Annotated in this window: 16 protein-coding genes; 9 read left to right on the forward strand and 7 right to left on the reverse strand. The window is 61.5% G+C overall.

Annotation, left to right across the window (positions count from 1 at the left end; translation table 11 throughout):
• Positions 1-51 precede the first annotated feature (51 nt).
• Positions 52-1,488, reverse strand: a complete 1,437-nt coding sequence (gene dnaA, locus PW789_RS04855) for a chromosomal replication initiator protein DnaA (RefSeq protein ID WP_299372248.1) — start codon at positions 1,486-1,488, stop codon at positions 52-54.
• A gap of 666 nt (positions 1,489-2,154) precedes the next feature.
• Positions 2,155-2,556, reverse strand: coding sequence for a nuclear transport factor 2 family protein (locus PW789_RS04860; protein WP_299372251.1), 402 nt, complete (start codon positions 2,554-2,556; stop codon positions 2,155-2,157).
• A gap of 157 nt (positions 2,557-2,713) precedes the next feature.
• Between PW789_RS04860 and PW789_RS04865 the strand changes: the two genes are divergently transcribed.
• From PW789_RS04865 to PW789_RS04885, 5 genes are all read left to right on the forward strand, one after another.
• Positions 2,714-3,250: a hypothetical protein gene (locus tag PW789_RS04865; RefSeq protein ID WP_299372254.1), complete on the forward strand. Its 537-nt coding sequence runs from the start codon at positions 2,714-2,716 to the stop codon at positions 3,248-3,250.
• A 208-nt stretch (positions 3,251-3,458) separates the two neighbouring features.
• On the forward strand, positions 3,459-3,614 hold the full coding sequence (gene rpmH, locus PW789_RS04870; protein WP_299372257.1) for a 50S ribosomal protein L34: 156 nt from the start codon (positions 3,459-3,461) through the stop codon (positions 3,612-3,614).
• Positions 3,615-3,944: 330 nt separating this feature from the next.
• A complete protein-coding gene (locus PW789_RS04875) occupies positions 3,945-4,118 on the forward strand; it encodes a hypothetical protein (protein WP_299372260.1) in 174 nt (57 codons plus the stop codon).
• A 1,405-nt stretch (positions 4,119-5,523) separates the two neighbouring features.
• Complete coding sequence (locus PW789_RS04880) at positions 5,524-6,189, forward strand: ferritin-like domain-containing protein (protein ID WP_299372263.1); 666 nt, start codon at positions 5,524-5,526, stop codon at positions 6,187-6,189.
• Between the two features lie 236 nt (positions 6,190-6,425).
• The gene (locus tag PW789_RS04885) at positions 6,426-6,869 is read left to right on the forward strand and encodes a PA2169 family four-helix-bundle protein (RefSeq protein ID WP_299372266.1); all 444 of its coding nucleotides are present in this window, start codon (positions 6,426-6,428) and stop codon (positions 6,867-6,869) included.
• 192 nt (positions 6,870-7,061) lie between these two features.
• Here the strand turns inward: PW789_RS04885 and PW789_RS04890 are convergent, their stop codons facing one another.
• The gene (locus PW789_RS04890) at positions 7,062-7,520 is read right to left on the reverse strand and encodes an NUDIX domain-containing protein (RefSeq protein WP_299372270.1); all 459 of its coding nucleotides are present in this window, start codon (positions 7,518-7,520) and stop codon (positions 7,062-7,064) included.
• 169 nt (positions 7,521-7,689) lie between these two features.
• Between PW789_RS04890 and PW789_RS04895 the strand changes: the two genes are divergently transcribed.
• Positions 7,690-8,820, forward strand: coding sequence for an acyltransferase (locus PW789_RS04895; RefSeq protein WP_299372273.1), 1,131 nt, complete (start codon positions 7,690-7,692; stop codon positions 8,818-8,820).
• 287 nt (positions 8,821-9,107) lie between these two features.
• On the opposite strand, the gene PW789_RS04900 is transcribed toward PW789_RS04895, so the two are convergent.
• Positions 9,108-9,374 carry a non-oxidative hydroxyarylic acid decarboxylases subunit D gene (locus tag PW789_RS04900; RefSeq protein ID WP_299372276.1) on the reverse strand — a complete coding sequence of 89 codons (267 nt, stop codon included), beginning with the start codon at positions 9,372-9,374 and terminating at the stop codon, positions 9,108-9,110.
• The gene (locus PW789_RS04905; protein WP_299372279.1) at positions 9,371-10,798 is read right to left on the reverse strand and encodes a non-oxidative hydroxyarylic acid decarboxylases subunit C; all 1,428 of its coding nucleotides are present in this window, start codon (positions 10,796-10,798) and stop codon (positions 9,371-9,373) included. The genes PW789_RS04900 and PW789_RS04905 overlap by 4 nt, the downstream gene beginning before the upstream one ends.
• Before the next feature lie 180 nt (positions 10,799-10,978).
• Here PW789_RS04905 and PW789_RS04910 point away from each other — a divergent pair, with 180 nt between their 5' ends.
• Entirely contained in the window at positions 10,979-11,389 is a 411-nt protein-coding gene (locus PW789_RS04910) for an SRPBCC domain-containing protein (protein WP_299372282.1), read from the forward strand.
• A gap of 185 nt (positions 11,390-11,574) precedes the next feature.
• Here the strand turns inward: PW789_RS04910 and PW789_RS04915 are convergent, their stop codons facing one another.
• Entirely contained in the window at positions 11,575-12,885 is a 1,311-nt protein-coding gene (locus PW789_RS04915) for a serine hydrolase (RefSeq protein ID WP_299372285.1), read from the reverse strand.
• Between the two features lie 99 nt (positions 12,886-12,984).
• Between PW789_RS04915 and PW789_RS04920 the strand changes: the two genes are divergently transcribed.
• Complete coding sequence (locus PW789_RS04920) at positions 12,985-13,548, forward strand: sugar O-acetyltransferase (protein ID WP_299372288.1); 564 nt, start codon at positions 12,985-12,987, stop codon at positions 13,546-13,548.
• A gap of 320 nt (positions 13,549-13,868) precedes the next feature.
• On the opposite strand, the gene PW789_RS04925 is transcribed toward PW789_RS04920, so the two are convergent.
• Positions 13,869-14,576, reverse strand: coding sequence for an amino acid racemase (locus PW789_RS04925; RefSeq protein ID WP_299372291.1), 708 nt, complete (start codon positions 14,574-14,576; stop codon positions 13,869-13,871).
• A gap of 25 nt (positions 14,577-14,601) precedes the next feature.
• On the opposite strand from PW789_RS04925, the gene PW789_RS04930 reads away from it, so the two are divergent.
• Positions 14,602-15,522 carry a 2-dehydropantoate 2-reductase gene (locus PW789_RS04930; RefSeq protein ID WP_299372294.1) on the forward strand — a complete coding sequence of 307 codons (921 nt, stop codon included), beginning with the start codon at positions 14,602-14,604 and terminating at the stop codon, positions 15,520-15,522.
• The last annotated feature ends 1 nt before the right edge of the window (position 15,523 follow it).

The following is a 15,523-nucleotide window of genomic DNA, read 5'->3' on the forward strand; positions in this document are numbered from 1 at the left end:
CCCCTTTCTTGTGTCGATTGATATGTTCGCGCGGCACCGCTGAGGCTTTGTTTAGCTGAGTGTCTCCATCAGCTTGTTGATGGTGCGATTGAGGTCCTTGTCGGCGCGGCGCTGTTCGTCGATCTTGCCGATGGAGTGCATGACGGTGGTGTGGTGCTTGCCTCCGAACTGGCGGCCGATCTCCGGGAGCGAGGCCTCGGTGAGCTGCTTGGCGAGGTACATCGCGATCTGGCGCGGGACGACGATCTGGCGCGAGTTGTTCTTCTGCTTCAGCTCGGCGATGCGCATGCCGAAGTTCTCGGCCACGGTGCGCTGGATGGTCTCGATGGTGATCTTGCGGACCTGGGTGTCGATGAACTGCTTGAGGCAGGTCTGCGCGACGGCGAGGGTGATCTCGACGCCATGCATCGAGCTCCACGCGATGACGCGGACGAGGGCGCCTTCGAGCTCGCGCACGTTGGTGCGCACGTTCGACGCGATGAAGAGGGCGACGTCCGTGGGCAGGTGCGTCTGCTCGTTCTCGGCCTTCTTCTGCAGGATGGCGACCTTGGTCTCGAGATCCGGCGGCTGGATGTCGGCGATGAGTCCCCACTCGAAGCGCGAGCGCAGACGGTCTTCGAAGTCGGCGAGCTCTTTGGGCGGCCGGTCGCTGGCGATGACGATCTGCTTCATCGACTCGTGCAGGGTGTTGAAGGTATGGAAGAACTCTTCCTGGGTGCGCTCCTTGCCGGCGAGGAACTGGATGTCGTCGATGAGCAGCACGTCGACGTTGCGGAACTTGTCGCGGAAGCTGGTCATCTTCTGGTAGCGCACGCAGTCGATCATCTCGTTGGTGAACTTCTCACCGGAGACGTAGCAGATGGCGGCGTGGGGCTGACGGCGCTTCACGTCGTGGCCGATGGCATGCATCAGGTGGGTCTTGCCCATGCCGACGCCGCCGTAGAGGAAGAGCGGGTTGTAGGCCTTGGAGGGGCGCTCGGCGACGGCCTGCGCGGCGGCGGTGGCGAACTGGTTGCCGGAGCCGACGACGAAGGAGTCGAAGAGGTACTTGGCGTTGAGCTGCGAGGCGGTGTTCCAGTCGAAGCGTGACTGCTCGGGCGCGGGAGTGGGGGCAGGCGCGTTGGGCGCGGCCTGTCCGTTGCGGCGCTGCGTGGGCGCGTTCTGGCTGTGGCTGGGGACGGGCGCGAAGCCGCCGTCGTCGCGCAGCTTAGGGATCCGCGGGTCCTGCTCTGGCGTGGTGAAGACGACGGTGTCGACGTCGAGCGCGAGGTTATCGATGGCTTCCTGAATGAGATCGGCGTAGCGATCGCCGATATGTTCGAAGTCCGAGGAGGGAATCCGCACGAAGAGCTTACGGCCTTCGAGGTGGGAGAATCTGGTCGGCTTCAGCCATGTCTCGTACGACTGACGATTGATCTTCTTCTCGAGTGCAGCGAGGATGCGAACCCAGTAATTCAGGACGGCGGTCGCCGTCGGAACGAATGACATTCTTGATCTTCCTTCTTATGGTTCCTGACTTCACCCAGCGGCCCGCAAGGTTCGCGGTGACAACATCAGAGAAAAAAACAAACACCAGCAAACAGCCATCCATCCCGCGCCAGTCGGGCGGTGTGGGAAAGGAGGTCTGTAAGCCAGAATTCTCTTCGTGAGAATTTCGTTCAACAAGTTTCACGAAGAGCAGTGTTACAGCATGAGACCAGATTGCGGAGCTGCGGGAAACTGCGGAACAACGTCATGCGAACGGGTTTGATAGTAGCACGGAAAACTGGACGCATTTCAAGGGCTCAGGGGTAAAAAAAACTGATTGCACCATTCGTTGTGAAGACGCTTCCCAAGTGGTGCAACGAGCGGTGAAAAAGGACTATAGACAGTGTAGTTTCGCTGCAGCAATGTGTCCTTTGTGGTAGGAAAACGTCTCCCTGGAAATTGTTTTTCGAACCAGCGAAGCGTAAGGGAACACGGGCTGCAACTTGCAAAGAACCAGATGCGCTGTGCCGTTGGCGCGATGATTTTTTTAGAGGTTCGAGGTATCGAAGCAGTACAGCGCACAACCGGTTGTGTGTTGCGCTGCCGGGTGCCCTAGACGAGTGCGTTGGAATGACGCATTTGGGATGAGTGGCGAGGTGGAGTGGCGATGCGGTGAAGGGCGTGCGGTCAGGCGGGCTGCTCGAGCATGGTGCCCTGGTGGAAGTGCATGCGCCAGCGACCGTCGCAGCAGAGCCAGATGGAGGTGCGGCGTGCGCGGCGGATGAGCTTGCTCTGCGCTGTGGTGCAGGTGGCGACGTAGCTGGTCATGGCGACCTCGTTGCCGTCGACGTCGATGGTGAGGATGGTGACGAGGAAGTCGTCCATGGTGATGCGGTTGGTGGAGGTCTCGACGGCGAGCTCGCGGATGATGTCTTCGCGGTTGAAGACCTGTCCGGAGGCACCGATCTCGCGGAAGTCTTCGGAGAGGAGCGTGCGGAGGTGTTGCGCGCTGGAACGGATGGAGGGTTCGAGGAGGCTGCGCTCCAGCTGTTCGAGCTGCCGGGAGAGGTGGGGCGGGATGGGACGCATGGAGTGGATGGATACTCCTGGAAGTGGTGTCGTTTGAGTGAAGCTGCGGTCGCTGGTGCTGCTGGTACTGACGAGGAGTAAACTTTTCGTGTTTAGGGCAGGCTTCGATTTTTTAGAAGCGCCGGTTTAGAAGCCGTTGTTGCGAAGGAGGGGTGTTATGCGCGGAAGCGGATGGGTTGTCCTTCGAGGAACAGGTCGTGCTGCCGTGCTGGGAGCGTGCGTGGCGTCGGCGCTGCCGCTGGCGGGCCAGGCGATAGCGCATGAGCAGGGGCCTTCGCCGGCGTGCCCGGTGGCGGTGATGGCGAAGTACGTTCCGTCGGCGGCGCTGCGGCTGGTGCAGCCCGGGGTTCCGGGCGAGGCGCGTAAGCCGCTCTATGTGACCTTCGGGATGGCGATGGCGCCGCAGAAGACGGTGGTCTCGGCGCGGCTGGTGGTGCGCGGGATGACGGAGCAGGGCGGGGTGATGCCGGCCGGGGTGTCGGCGAAGTCTCCGTGGCTGGAGCGAACCATGGCGGTCAACGTGGCGAAGAACGCAGCCGGGGTGCAGAGCGGGACGGTGTGGCTGACGGGGTTCGGCGCGGTGAGCGATGTGCGCGTGGATTCAATCACCTACGCCTCGGGTGAGGTCTGGAAACCGTCCGCGGATGAGAGCTGCCATGCCCGGACGAGTGCGACGACGCAGGTCGCCCGGTAAGGGGTTGCACCGTTTTTGTTGCAGCAGAAGGGTTTGGCGGAGTCTGGCAAGGGAATTCGCGTGAAGAAAGGCTGTGAAAAACGCGTCTACTGGGGTATACTCAGAACTTGCTGCTATAGCGTTTAGCAAATGCTGCTGTAGCGAAGAGATCCGGCAGGACTGGTGATGCGAAATCGCTGACGCCTCCTGCCCACCAGGAGCCAGTTTCATGCCGAAGCGTACCTTTCAACCGAACCGCCGCCACCGCGCGAAGACCCATGGCTTTCTGAGCCGTATGAAGACCAAGTCCGGTGCAGCCGTTCTGAACCGCCGCCGCGCCAAGGGCCGCCACAAGATCGCTGTCAGCGCAGGCTATCGCGACTAGTCTACGAATTCAAAGAAAAGGACGGGGCATCGCCTTCCGGCGGTGCCCCTTTCGATTGCCCGCAGAACGAATCTCCGTGAGAAACGCCTGAGAACGTCTTCAGTCGTTTACGGATCTGCTCCGGTAAAGCAACTCTGTCCCGGTAAAGCAAAAAAAATCTCAGGCTCAAAGCGAAGGTGCTGCCAGCACTTATGCGCGAGCTACGCCCGATTGGCGTCATGCCCTGTGGAAAGACAGGGCAACCTGCCCCTGCGCCGTGCTGTCCTACAGATCAACCGGCACCGCGAAAGCGAACGAAGTGCCCTGCCGGCCGATGCAGGAGAAGCAGCAATGAATCAGCCAAGTCAGCAAAAGCCAAATCAACCGAACCAGGGAAATAAACAGGGCCAAACGGGGCAGACCGGCCAGCAGACCCAGCAGGGCAACAAGGGGCAGCAGGGCGGGTATAAGTCACCTGGTCAGGGTTCGGGAGTCGGACAGTCCGCTCCCAGTGAGAAGAGATAGTCCGTCTGGACTGACGGGATTGATCCCACCGAGTAACGCAGACGAAGGATTCGTCGAGAGAAACGCCCGCCACTCTACGGTGGGCGTTTTCTTTTTTGAGAGTGGTGGATGGGTGGGAGAAAGCATATTCGCTTGCTGCGCACGGAATGACAATGCAGGAAAGGTAGTGTGAGGATGCTGATGTTGTTGGCTTCGCGTGATGTGGCGGGAGCTTGTTCGGGAAATTGAAAGTGAGATGAAAAAAAGGGACAACCTCTCGATGGGGAGTGCGTCTTAACCAGAACGCTCGGCAAGGGCAGAGACGAACGAAGAGCATTTGCCGACGTTAGGAGAATCGCCTATGGCGAATACACCAACCATGAACCCGGCCTTTCATGAGGTTATGGTGAGGGGCTGTCAGTCCTCCTACAGAATTGCGAACAGTCGAGGTAGCGGACACAGTCCGCCCTCCAATGTTTAGGCCTCCTCAGGCGCAGCGCGAGTGCCAGGGACTCTGTTTCACATAGACCTCGCATGACAGGCCTGGGGAGGCAAATCGCTTCGATGTGGTGACCGAGAGGAAGCATCGATGAGGTGCAGTAGTCGATGCGGCTCAGTTGAGTTAGCTGGGCTGACATTCTTCTCGGTGTGTGGCGTGTGAGTTTTCCGCGCTGTGTTGTGAATCATCGCAAAAGTATTTTGCAGTTGCAGAAGCAGTAGAGAAAAGAGTGCAGCATGCGAGCTGGTGTCCGGGCCAAAAGGCAGTGGCTCGCTGAAGTAGAAGCATCGCAGTTGCAGTAGGCGGATGACCCGCTCTTCGTGGGGAACGGGGAGCGGGCCCGGATTAACGCAGCAGCAGGAACGACCCGCTCTCCGGGCTTCAAGAGAGCGGGTCGTTTGTTTTTGTGGGGCGGTGAGATCGCTGTTATTGAGAAGCAGGTCCCTCCGCTGCGCTGCGCTTCGGTCGGGATGACAGCGTGGATGGTGGTGGCCTTGATGGTGGTGGAAGGGAAGCAGATTTCTCCGCTGCGGAATGACAACTGTGTCTTTGAATAAAACGCATAGTCATCCGGAAAGCTAACCTTCAGAACTCGCCACGTCTCTCCGCTGCGGAATGACAATACGAGGCATAGCTATGCAAGAGATGTGTGACATGACAATGCAAAGCTGCGGAATGGCAATGGCGATGTACGAGGCCACGAGAAAAAGATGAGGGTGAGATCAAACGACCACTAAGGTGTGCAGGTAGCCAGTAAGGTGTTCCATGTCAACCTGCTGGCGAGTGTTTTGCGCAGGAACGACGCGGGTTTTCTGCTTGTCGTTCGATTTTGTTTTGTGCGGGACGGCAACCTTGAGTGTGGGGATGGCTTCCTACTGGCTACCCGGGAACGAAGGGGGACAGCTGCATGAAGCAGGAGTGATGGCGATGAGTCTTGAGAACGTGTTGATCGATGAGTTGAGAGATCTGTACAGCGCGGAGAATCAGCTGGTGAAGGCGCTGCCGAAGATGGCGAAGGGGAGTTCGACTCTGGAGTTGCAGGAGTTGTTTACCGAGCACCTGGAGGAGACGAAGGGCCATGTGAATCGGTTGAAGCACGCGTTCGAGGTGCTGGGCGAGAAGCCGACGGGTGAGACCTGCAAGGCGATGCAGGGCCTGGTGAAGGAAGGCGAACAGCAGCTGAACAACGATCATGAAGAAGGCGCGACGAAGGATGTTGCCATTGCAGGCGCAGCGCTGCGTGTGGAGCACTACGAGATTGCGGGTTACACGGCGGCGATTGCCATTGCGACGTCGCTGGGGCAGGACGAGATTGTGGCGCTGCTGACGGAGACGCTGCATGAAGAGGAAGAGGCGGGCAAGAGGGTGCTGGCGCAGGCGCGTCCTCTGATGGAAGAGGCGTCTTCGGGTGGCGATGGGATTCGCTCGAACGTGATGGAGATGGAGAGCGTCGCCGCTCCGGGGGGAGATGTCGATGATTTAGAGGTGGAGATCGATCTTGAGCCTGAGCCTGAGGATGAGAGCGATGAAGATGCGCCGGCGCGCAGGGCCGCGGGCGTGGGCACGCATCCGACGAAGCGAGCGTCGCGGTAGTCGTCGTCGCGGAAGAAGCGTAGCGGCGCCGTTCTCATTTTGATTTGAGAAGATCTCAATCTTGAGAAGGCGTGCGATGAGCGCGAACACGTGAGAAGAAAGTTTGCGAGCGCGGGGCAAAGGCGCTCGGCAATATGGTTGTCCCGGGAAGCGCGGGGTTTGAAGGTACACGCGCGAAGAGCGACGGGGCGCAAACGGCAACGCACGTTTCAGCAGAAGCAGATGAGGTGAATCGTATGGCTTTTGAAAATAAGGCAGTTCGTACCGTGATCGAAGTGCTGCATGACGGCGAGAAGGGATTTCAATCGCTGGGCGAGCAGCTGAAGGATCTGCAGGCGAAGCGCTACTTCATTGAGGAAGCGACGGTGCGCGGGCGGTATGCGACGGAGCTGGAGAGCGCGCTGGGCTCAGCGACGGGCGAGACGGTGGATGAGGGAGGCACAGCCTCGGGTACGATTCATCGCGCCTGGGCCGAGCTGAAGGCGAAGATGGGCGGCAGCGATCACACGCTGCTGGAGACGGCGGAGCAGGGCGAGGATGCGGCCAAGAAGGCATATGACGAGGTGCTGAAGATGAAGGATGTTCCGCCGAATGTGGTGTCGATTCTGCGGAAGCAGCAGACGCATATTCTGGAGTCGCATGATCGCGTGAAGGCGATGCGGGATATTACGGCGGCTTAGTTTTTCGTTTGGTTGATTGTTGTGAAGAGGGGGCCACGGCGGATGCTGTGGCCTCTTTTTCCGGTTGTAGAGAAGCAGGTCTCTTTCACACAGCGAGCAAGCTCACCGGGGGACCCTTCCGCTGTGGAATGACAGTGTCAAAAAAAACGCGTGATGCAGAGGAATGCATCGGCTCATGATTCTTAGCTAGAGCTAGAGAGCTAGTTCCTGTTGGAGAGCTTCGAGGAGTGGTTGCTGGCCTTTGAAGATGTGGTTGCGTGCGGCCTCCAGTGTGAACCAGGCGCCGCGGTCGACCTCGGGGATGGTGAGCTTGCGGCCGGTGCGTGGGGGCCAGTCGATCTCGCAGGTGTTGGAGATTAGTTGGGCGGGGTCGCAGTCGCCTTCGAAGGCCCAGGCGTGGACGAGCTTGCCGTTGGACTGCTGGATGGTGCCGAGGTCGAGGTAGGGCTCGCCGGGGGTGAAGCCGGTTTCTTCGCGGAACTCGCGGATGGCAGCTGCGAGGGGCTCTTCGTCGTCGAGGTACTCCCCTTTGGGGAGGGTCCATGCGGCGAGGTCTTTTTTGGCCCAGATGGGGCCGCCGGGGTGGACGAGGAAGACTTCGAGGTGCTGGCGGCGGCGGTACATGAGCAGGCCTGCGGAGCGCTTGGGCATGATGTATTGGATTCTACGCGTGGGGTTTCGACAGAGAGTCCATGGCGAGGGGCCATGGCGGTCTGCTGCGTGCGGCTGCACGGGCGCAAAGAAGGGATGAAGTTTACCCTTTGAGATCCCACAGCAGGAGAGTGCGCCGCCGGATAGTTGCTGAAGCGATACTCGTGGGATGAAGCAAGAGCCGCAGGCATGGAGCCGCGTCGACGGGATCGATCTGTTGCGCGGGCTGGCAATTTTTTTTGTGTTGATGAACCACGTGAACATGCGGCTGCTGGGTGCGAAGGTGCCGTACACGAAGGGGCTTCCGGCGCAGATGGTGACGTCGCTGGTGTGGAACGGGCAGCTCGGCGTGCAGATGTTTTTTGTGGTGTCGGGGTTTCTGATTATGGCGATGAGCCTGCGGCGTTGGGGTTCGCCGGGCGCTGTGCACGTGCGTGATTTTTATGGGATGCGAGTGGCGAGGATCGCTCCGCTGCTGCTGGCGCTGGTGACGGTGCTGTGCGTGATGCATGCGGCGGGCGTGGAGGGATTTGTCGTCCGGCGGGCGACGGGTGGGCTGGGACGAGCGGTGGTGGCGGCGCTGACGTTTCACATCAACTGGCTGGAGGCGACGCGCGGCTATCTGCCTGCGGCGTGGGATATCTTGTGGTCGTTGTCGGTGGAGGAGGTGTTCTACCTGTTCTTTCCTCTGGTGATGCTGGTGTGCCGGCGCGCGTGGATGTTGTACGGCGTGCTGGCGGTGTTGGTGATGGTGGGGCCGCTGGCGCGGATGAAGGCGCTGAATCCGAACCCGGTGTGGCGGGAGTACTCGTACCTGGGCGGGATGGATGCGATTGCGATGGGGTGCGCGGTTGCGCTGCTGCTGGCAGGAAAAAAGCTGCCGCGTACGTGGATGCATGCGAGCGGTGTGGCGGGTGCAGTGCTGCTGGTGTTCAGTTTTTGCTTTTCGCTGAAGGCGTATGCGTGGGGACTGGTGCGCAGTGGGTTGAGCATGACGGTGCTTGGTGTGGGTACGGCGCTGGTGATCGCGTGGGCGGCGCAGACGGAGTGGAGAGCGCCACGGATATTTACTCCTCTGCTGATGCTGGGTCGGCGGAGCTATGAGATTTATCTGACGCACATCTTTGTGGTGATGGCTTTGTTTGCGTGGTTTGTAAAGGCGGGTAAGCCGATGGGCGCGGTGTGGTGGATGTTTGCGGCGGTGATTGTGGGCGCGGGTGTTTTGGGGGAGGTCGTGGCGGTGGGGTATTCGGAGAGGATGAACGCGCGGTTGCGGGAGCGATTGCGGGTGGGTGGATGACCTTCCTCTTTCGCTGTGGTGACATAGCGGTTGAGTGATGCGGTTCGAGCTTCGCTCAAAGACCACACATGCGATGAGGCTGCATGGATGGGGCGCCCGGCCCCTCGCTCAGTCACGATAGAGCGGCTTGGCGGGACTGACCGTTCTCGATAAGTGAGTTGGCGATGATGTGTTTATCAAAGAATAGCGACCTGACAATAGATGTCTGACACGAAAAGCCTCGATGGTACGAATGCACGCAGAACCGGCAGCGAAGCGTACTGATTTGTTGCGTGCTCGCATAAGCCCTACGGCTTCGTCTGCCGCAACGGAGGAATACTCGGAGCGACCTGCAGCTTCGGCAGATTCTGCGGCTCCAGCCGAAACACCTCCGGATACTTGTCCGGGTTCGTGTTCTGCTCTCCCTCGGTGCTGCGCCAGGTGTAGAAGCAGGTGTCGCATCCGAAGACGGTCCACACGCCTGCAACCGGGGACACACTGCGAACCTCCGTCGTGTTGGACCTGCACCGCGGACATACTGGAACGGTAGCTGCCGGTGTTGTCGTCGTGCTCATTTCTGTAGCTCCTTGGTCAACGCTTCCAGCTTCTGTAGCCATGTGTCGGTTCCCATGGGGGTCTCGAGAATCTCGCCGTAGTCGCCGCGATTATCGGGCGGAACCGGCATCGTCGCATCGATGATCATCTTCGTCACCATGCCGCTGGGCTGGCAGGCGGGATCGAGCAGATTCTCCGCCAGGTTTGGCAGCATCAGCACATCGCCCGCCGGGTTTACCCGCACCGACATCGCCCACATCACCTGGTTCAGGTCGAAGGGGTCGACGTCGGCGTCGACGACGATGATCACCTTGGCGTAGCCCAGTCCATGCGGCGTGCTGAGCACTCGCAGTCCGACGGCCTTGGCAAAGCCGCCATAACGCACCCTGGTGGAGACGATCAGCACCAGTCCATGCGTATAGAGCGCATTGACCGCGAGCACCTCGGGGAACGTCGCATTCACCTGATCGAAGATCGGCGCGCTGGTGGTCAGCGCCTGCAGGTAATCCAGCTCTGTCCACGGCCTGCCGACATAGACGGACTCATAGATCGGGTCCTTCCTGTGCAGCACCCGGTCGATCTCGATGAGAGGGTACTGGTGACACCCGGAGTAGTAGCCGGGGAACTCGCCGAACGGCCCCTCGGGCTGACGCTTCCGCGCAAGGATTCTTCCTTCGAGCACCATCTCCGAGCCATAGGGAATATCCAGCCCCTTCGCGTTCTGCACCACGCGATACGGCTGCCCCTGCATCACGGCCGCCATCTTGTATTCCAGCTGCGTGTAGAGCATCGGAGTCGCACCCATCAGGGTGATCACGGGCTCGTTGCCCAGGGCAATCGCAATGGGCAGATCCTCGCCGCGCGCCTCGGCGTGAGCAAGCTGGATCGCGATGTCGTGCTGCGGGACGGTCTGGATACCGAGGTGGTTCTTATCCTTGACCTGCAGCCGGTAGACGCCCACGTTCTCGACGTCGTCGTTGTTCCAGTCATCGGGATCGCGGCTGATGACGCACGGCTTGTCGATGAAGAAGCCACCGTCGCCGTGGTTCCAGCGGAACAGCGGAAGAATCTCGAAGAGATTGATGTCCTTATCAATCACGACCTCCTGCCAGGGGGCAGAGCTTACCCGCTCCAGCTGGCCGGGAAACATACGGTAGCGGCGCACAAACTCAAGGAACTGATCGCGCACTCCCGTGTCCGGGTCCATGCCTAATGCCAGGGCATGGTTGGCCCATGAGCCATGGACGTTGGTGACGATCTGCGTGTTCTGATAACCCGCCACGTTGTTGAACATAAGCGCTGGACTGCGGTTGCCCAGCTTCGTCGCCGCCGCCGATGCCGCAGCCATGTCAGGTTCGAGGCTGACTGGATCGGTAATGCGCAAAAGCTGCTTTTGCTGTTCGAGTACAGAGAGGAATTCCCGAAAATCCTGATATGCGCGCATGCATGCCTCGTCACAGAGTTAAGAGCAAAGGATTTAGAAAGGGGGCCGGGGCAGCAGTGTACAACGTCTGCGACGAGGCATGGAGGAAAGGGCGGGAGCCAGAAACGATTTGAGGCTTTCACCTTCGGGCCTTTTCGGCCCATATATAATTCCGCTTCTCTGGGCTTCTCTGGGGGAACAATGGCTGACATCGATCACGAGATCAAGATCAACGCGGCGCCTGAGGCTATTTACCAGGCGCTCACGAACGCATCCGAGCTGGCGAAGTGGCATACGGCCAGCACGAACGGCAAAGGCGAAACCTTCACAACACATCCCAACGACGGCCCCAGCTTTGAATGGAAGGTTCTTGAACCCGACAGGCAGAGCATTGAGTGGCAGTGCATCGGTGGACCGGGCCACTCCGTCGGCACGATCGCTCGCTTCAAGCTATCGCCCGGCGACGGCGGGCGCACGCTGGTGGAGCTGAGCCACAGCGGTTGGCACGATACAACGGAGAACTTTCGCAAGTGCAATACCCTGTGGGCCATTCTGCTCTTTCACCTGAAGAAGTATCTCGAAGCTGGAGAGGCTGGACCGGCCTTCAGTTAGTACAACGAGAAGAGGGAGTCGACTTCCGACTCATCGATCTCGGCAATATGCGGATAGGTCCTCATACATGCCTCTGGCGTAGGGTTCTGAGATTGTGTCCTCAAGCGAGGGGTTCGAGGGAATGCTGGAACCGCATGTTACGTGCGCATCAAGAAGACCGCCACAACTTGTGGCCAAGGTGCGCACTACTGATTCAAGCGATTGGCGATGACTTGTTCTTTGGTGTAGCCCTCCCACTCCCAGGGGGTTACGGTGTCGCCGAGGATGCCTTCGAGGAGGGCTTTGAAGGCTAGTTCGCCGTTGTCGCTGTTGGTGAGGATGATCATGCAGTCGCGATGGCGAGTGAAGCAGATCATGTAGTTCTGCGCGCCGTCGCCGTGGCCCTCTTTGAAGAAGGCTTCTCCGTATTTTGTTTTGGTGAGCAGGCCCCAGCCGATGCCGTAGGCAAGGCCCACAGCTGGGCCTTCGGGAGATTTCTTGTCTACGAGGGTGGGGAACTGGTGCGCGGTGTCGATGTTGATGACGGGCGTGAGCATCTGCCTGAAGGTATCGGGCTTGAGGAGCGGAGCGAAGGTCTGGGTGTCTTCCGCTGCGTTGAGCGGCATGCCGGTGAGGCCGCGGGCGATCTTGATGCCCTTGCCTTCTTTTTCGCGCGCGAGCAGGGCGGTGGTGAAGTTGACGAGGTCCTGCGCGGAGGTGGTCATGGAGCCGGCGGCACGCGCGCGGTCGCGGCGGGTGTGGCCGAGGAGCTTGCCGTCGGGGTCGTAGCGGTCGGCGACGTTGGACTGGAAGGCGGGGTTCCAGGTGAGGGCGGTCTGCTGCATGCGGAGCGGGGTGAAGATGGCGTTCTGCATGAGCTGTTCGAGGGGCTGGTTCATGCGCTGCTCGACGACGAGCTGCAGGAGGTTGATGCCGTCGCCGGAGTAGGCGAAGCGGGTGCCGGGGACGAAGTGGAGGTGCATCTTCTTGTCGGGCTCGAGCGCGGCGAAGTTGGCGAGGCCGGAGCTATGGGAGAGGAGCATGCGCGGGGTGATGGTGGCGTAGCGCGGGTCGCGGACGAGATCGGCGGCGGTGTCCTTGAAGGCGGGATAGTGGTCGAGGGGCTGGGGGAGGAGCTGCGCGATGGGGGTGTCGAGCGGGATGACGCCCTGGGCGGCGAGCTGCATGACGTAGGTGGCGAAGACGGACTTGGTGATGGAGGCGGCCCAGGTGGTGGTGTCGGGCTGCATGGCGAGGTGGAGCTGGGTGTCGCGTTCGCCGTAGGCGGCGATCCAGGCGAGCTGGCCGTCGTTGAGGATGGCGATCTGGGCGCCGGTGACGTTGTTCTCGCGGAGGATGCGGCGGGCGAGGGAGTCGGCGTCGCCGATGGGGAGCTTCTTGCCGTCGAGCTGGCGGATGGCGGGGCCTGCTGCAAGGGCGGCCGTGGCGGCGAGGAGGAGAGCGGCTGCAGGGAGAAGGAACGCGGCGGCGCGGGGCCTGGGCATCGTAGTCGTCATGGGAGGGGGTGTCCTGGTCGCGCGGATTGGCGTCTTGGTCATGCTGAAGGGCTTACGCTGCTGGTATCTTAGCGGTTCGATGGTGCACGAAATATTTTTGTGCGGCGTGTGATGGAGGCGGCGATGACGGAGAAGGAGAAGATGCTGCGAGGCGAGCTGTATCGCGGGTTCGATGCGGAGCTGATGCAGGACAGGGCACGTTCGGAGGCGCTGATGCTGCGCATGAATGCGATGCCGGAGGGCGCGGATCGCGATGCGGTGATGCGGGAGCTGCTGGGGTCGGCGGGCGAGGAGACGATTGTGCGGCCGCCGTTCTTCTGCGACTACGGCTACAACATCCACATGGGCCGCGGGGTGTTTCTGAACTTCAACTGCGTGGTGCTGGATGTGGTGGAGGTGCGGATCGGCGATGGGACGCAGATTGGCCCGGCGGTGCAGATCTATGCGGCGGACCATCCGCGCGACCCGGAGCTGCGAAGGGCGGGGCTGGAGAATGGCCGGCCGGTGGTGATTGGGAAGAATGTGTGGATCGGCGGCGGCGCGATCATTCTGCCGGGGGTGACGGTGGGGGATGACGCGTTGATCGGCGCAGGAAGCGTGGTGACGAAGGATGTGGCGGCGGGGGCGACGGTGGCGGGGAATCCGGCGCGTCGGCTGCGGTGATGGTGGTCACGATGGTGGTGAAGGCCGGGTTGGATCTGTGGTGGAGAAGCGGGTTTCTCCACTGAGCGGCTTTGCCGCTTCGGTCGAAATGACAGCTTTTGGGGTGGTGGAAGAGTGTGAACCCACGTCTTAGAGGAGAGATGTGGGACACCCCGTGTTGGTGGCTGGGTGGAGGGAAGCCGATTCCTCCGCTTCCTGCCCCAGCCCGCAAGGTTCACCCGAACGTCAAAGCCGTTGAGGAGTCCGAAGCTGGCCGGGGACCCTGACTTTCCGCTGCGCGTCTTCTGTCGGAAGGACAGTGTTTTAACGATGGTGTGGCTTCAGGAGACGGCTTGTTTCAGGGCGGCTCGGGCGAGGAGGCGAGTGGAATCGAGGGTGGGCAGGGGGGAGTTGGTGTCGTTGAGGATGAGGGGGATCTCGGTGCAGCCGAGGAGGACGGCGTCGCAGGTGCACTCGTCGCGGAGGCGGGTGATGACCTGCTGGAGGTAGGCGATGGATTCGGGCCTGAAGGCGCCTTGCGGGTCTGCGCCGTAGACGAGTTCGTCCATGATGATGCGGTTGATCTCGGCGCGCTCCTGGGCGTTGGGGCGGGAGTACTCGATGTGGCGCTCGGTGAGCTGCTCGGGGTAGACGCCGGATTCGACGAGCCACTTGGTTCCGGTGAGGGCGATGCGGCGGTAGCCTCGTCGGGCGGCCTCGTCGGCGACGACCTTGGCGATGTGGAGCCAGGGCAGGGGGGAGCTCGGGGTGACGTGGAGCATGGCCTGGTGGATGGTGTTGTCGGGACAGATGAGGAAGTCGGCGCCGGCGGCGTGGAGCTTGTTGGCGGAGGAGAGCATGATGTCGCCGACGGTGTCCCAGTCGCCGCGCTGGATGGGGTCCATGTAGTCGGCGAGGGAGTGGGAGTGGAGACTGATCTCGGGGTGGGCGTGGGGGCCGAGGAGGGCGGCGGCCTCGCTGCAGATGGTGCGGTAGCAGAGGGCGGCTCCTTCGGCGGAGCAGGCGACGATGCCGATATGCCTTGTCATGCGTGTTCATTTTAGAATGACGCGCATGGCAAGGATAGCGATTGTGGGTGCAGGGGCAATTGGCGCGGTGGCGGCTTCGCTGCTGCAGGCGGCGGGTGGGCATGAGCTGGCATTGTGTGTGCGGCGTCCGCTGGCGGGGCTGGTGGTGGAGACGACGGCAGTGGGGATGAGCAGCCGGGTGGAGGAGGAGATTCGTCCGGAGACGGCAGTGAAGGCGTCGATCTGGACGCAGCCGGAGGAGGCGTCGCCGGTGGACTGGGTGCTGGTGGCGACGAAGGCCTACGACGTGGAGGCAGCGGCGCGCTGGCTGGAGTGGCTGTGCGGCGAGACGACTCCGGTGGCGGTGTTGCAGAACGGCGTGGAGCACTGCGAGCGGTTCCGGCCGTATATTCCCGCGCACAGGATTGTGCCGGTGATCGTGGACTGCCCGGCGGAGCGCAGGGAGGCGCGCAAGGGTGTGGACCGCGTGGCGCAGCGAGGGCCGATGAGCCTGCGGGTTCCGGCAGGCGGGCTCGGCGAGGAGTTTGTCGCGCTGTTTGCGGGGTCGCAGGCGGATGCGGCGGTGAGCGCTGACTGGACGACGGTGGCGTGGAAGAAGCTTTGCCTGAATACGGCGGGGGTGTTGTCGGCGCTGGTGGCGAAGCCTGCGGGGATTCTGCGCGAGGAGGAGATGGGCGAGCTGGCGCTGGAGCTGGTGCGGGAGTGCGCGGCGGTGGGACGGGCCGAGGGCGCCACGCTGGACGAGGACATCGCGGAGCAGGTGCTGGCATCGTCGCGGAGGGCCTCGCCGGATTCGGTGAACTCGCTGCTGGCGGACAGGCTGGCAGGGCGGCCGATGGAGATCGACGCACGCAATGGAGCGGTGGTCCGGCTGGGGAAGAAGCATGGGATCGCTACGCCGGCGAATGCGATGGCGGCTGGACTGCTGCGAGCTATGGCGGGGTGAG

It is taken from the genome of Edaphobacter sp. (assembly GCF_028283685.1).
In the GTDB taxonomy this organism is placed as follows: Bacteria; Acidobacteriota; Terriglobia; order Terriglobales; family Acidobacteriaceae; genus Edaphobacter.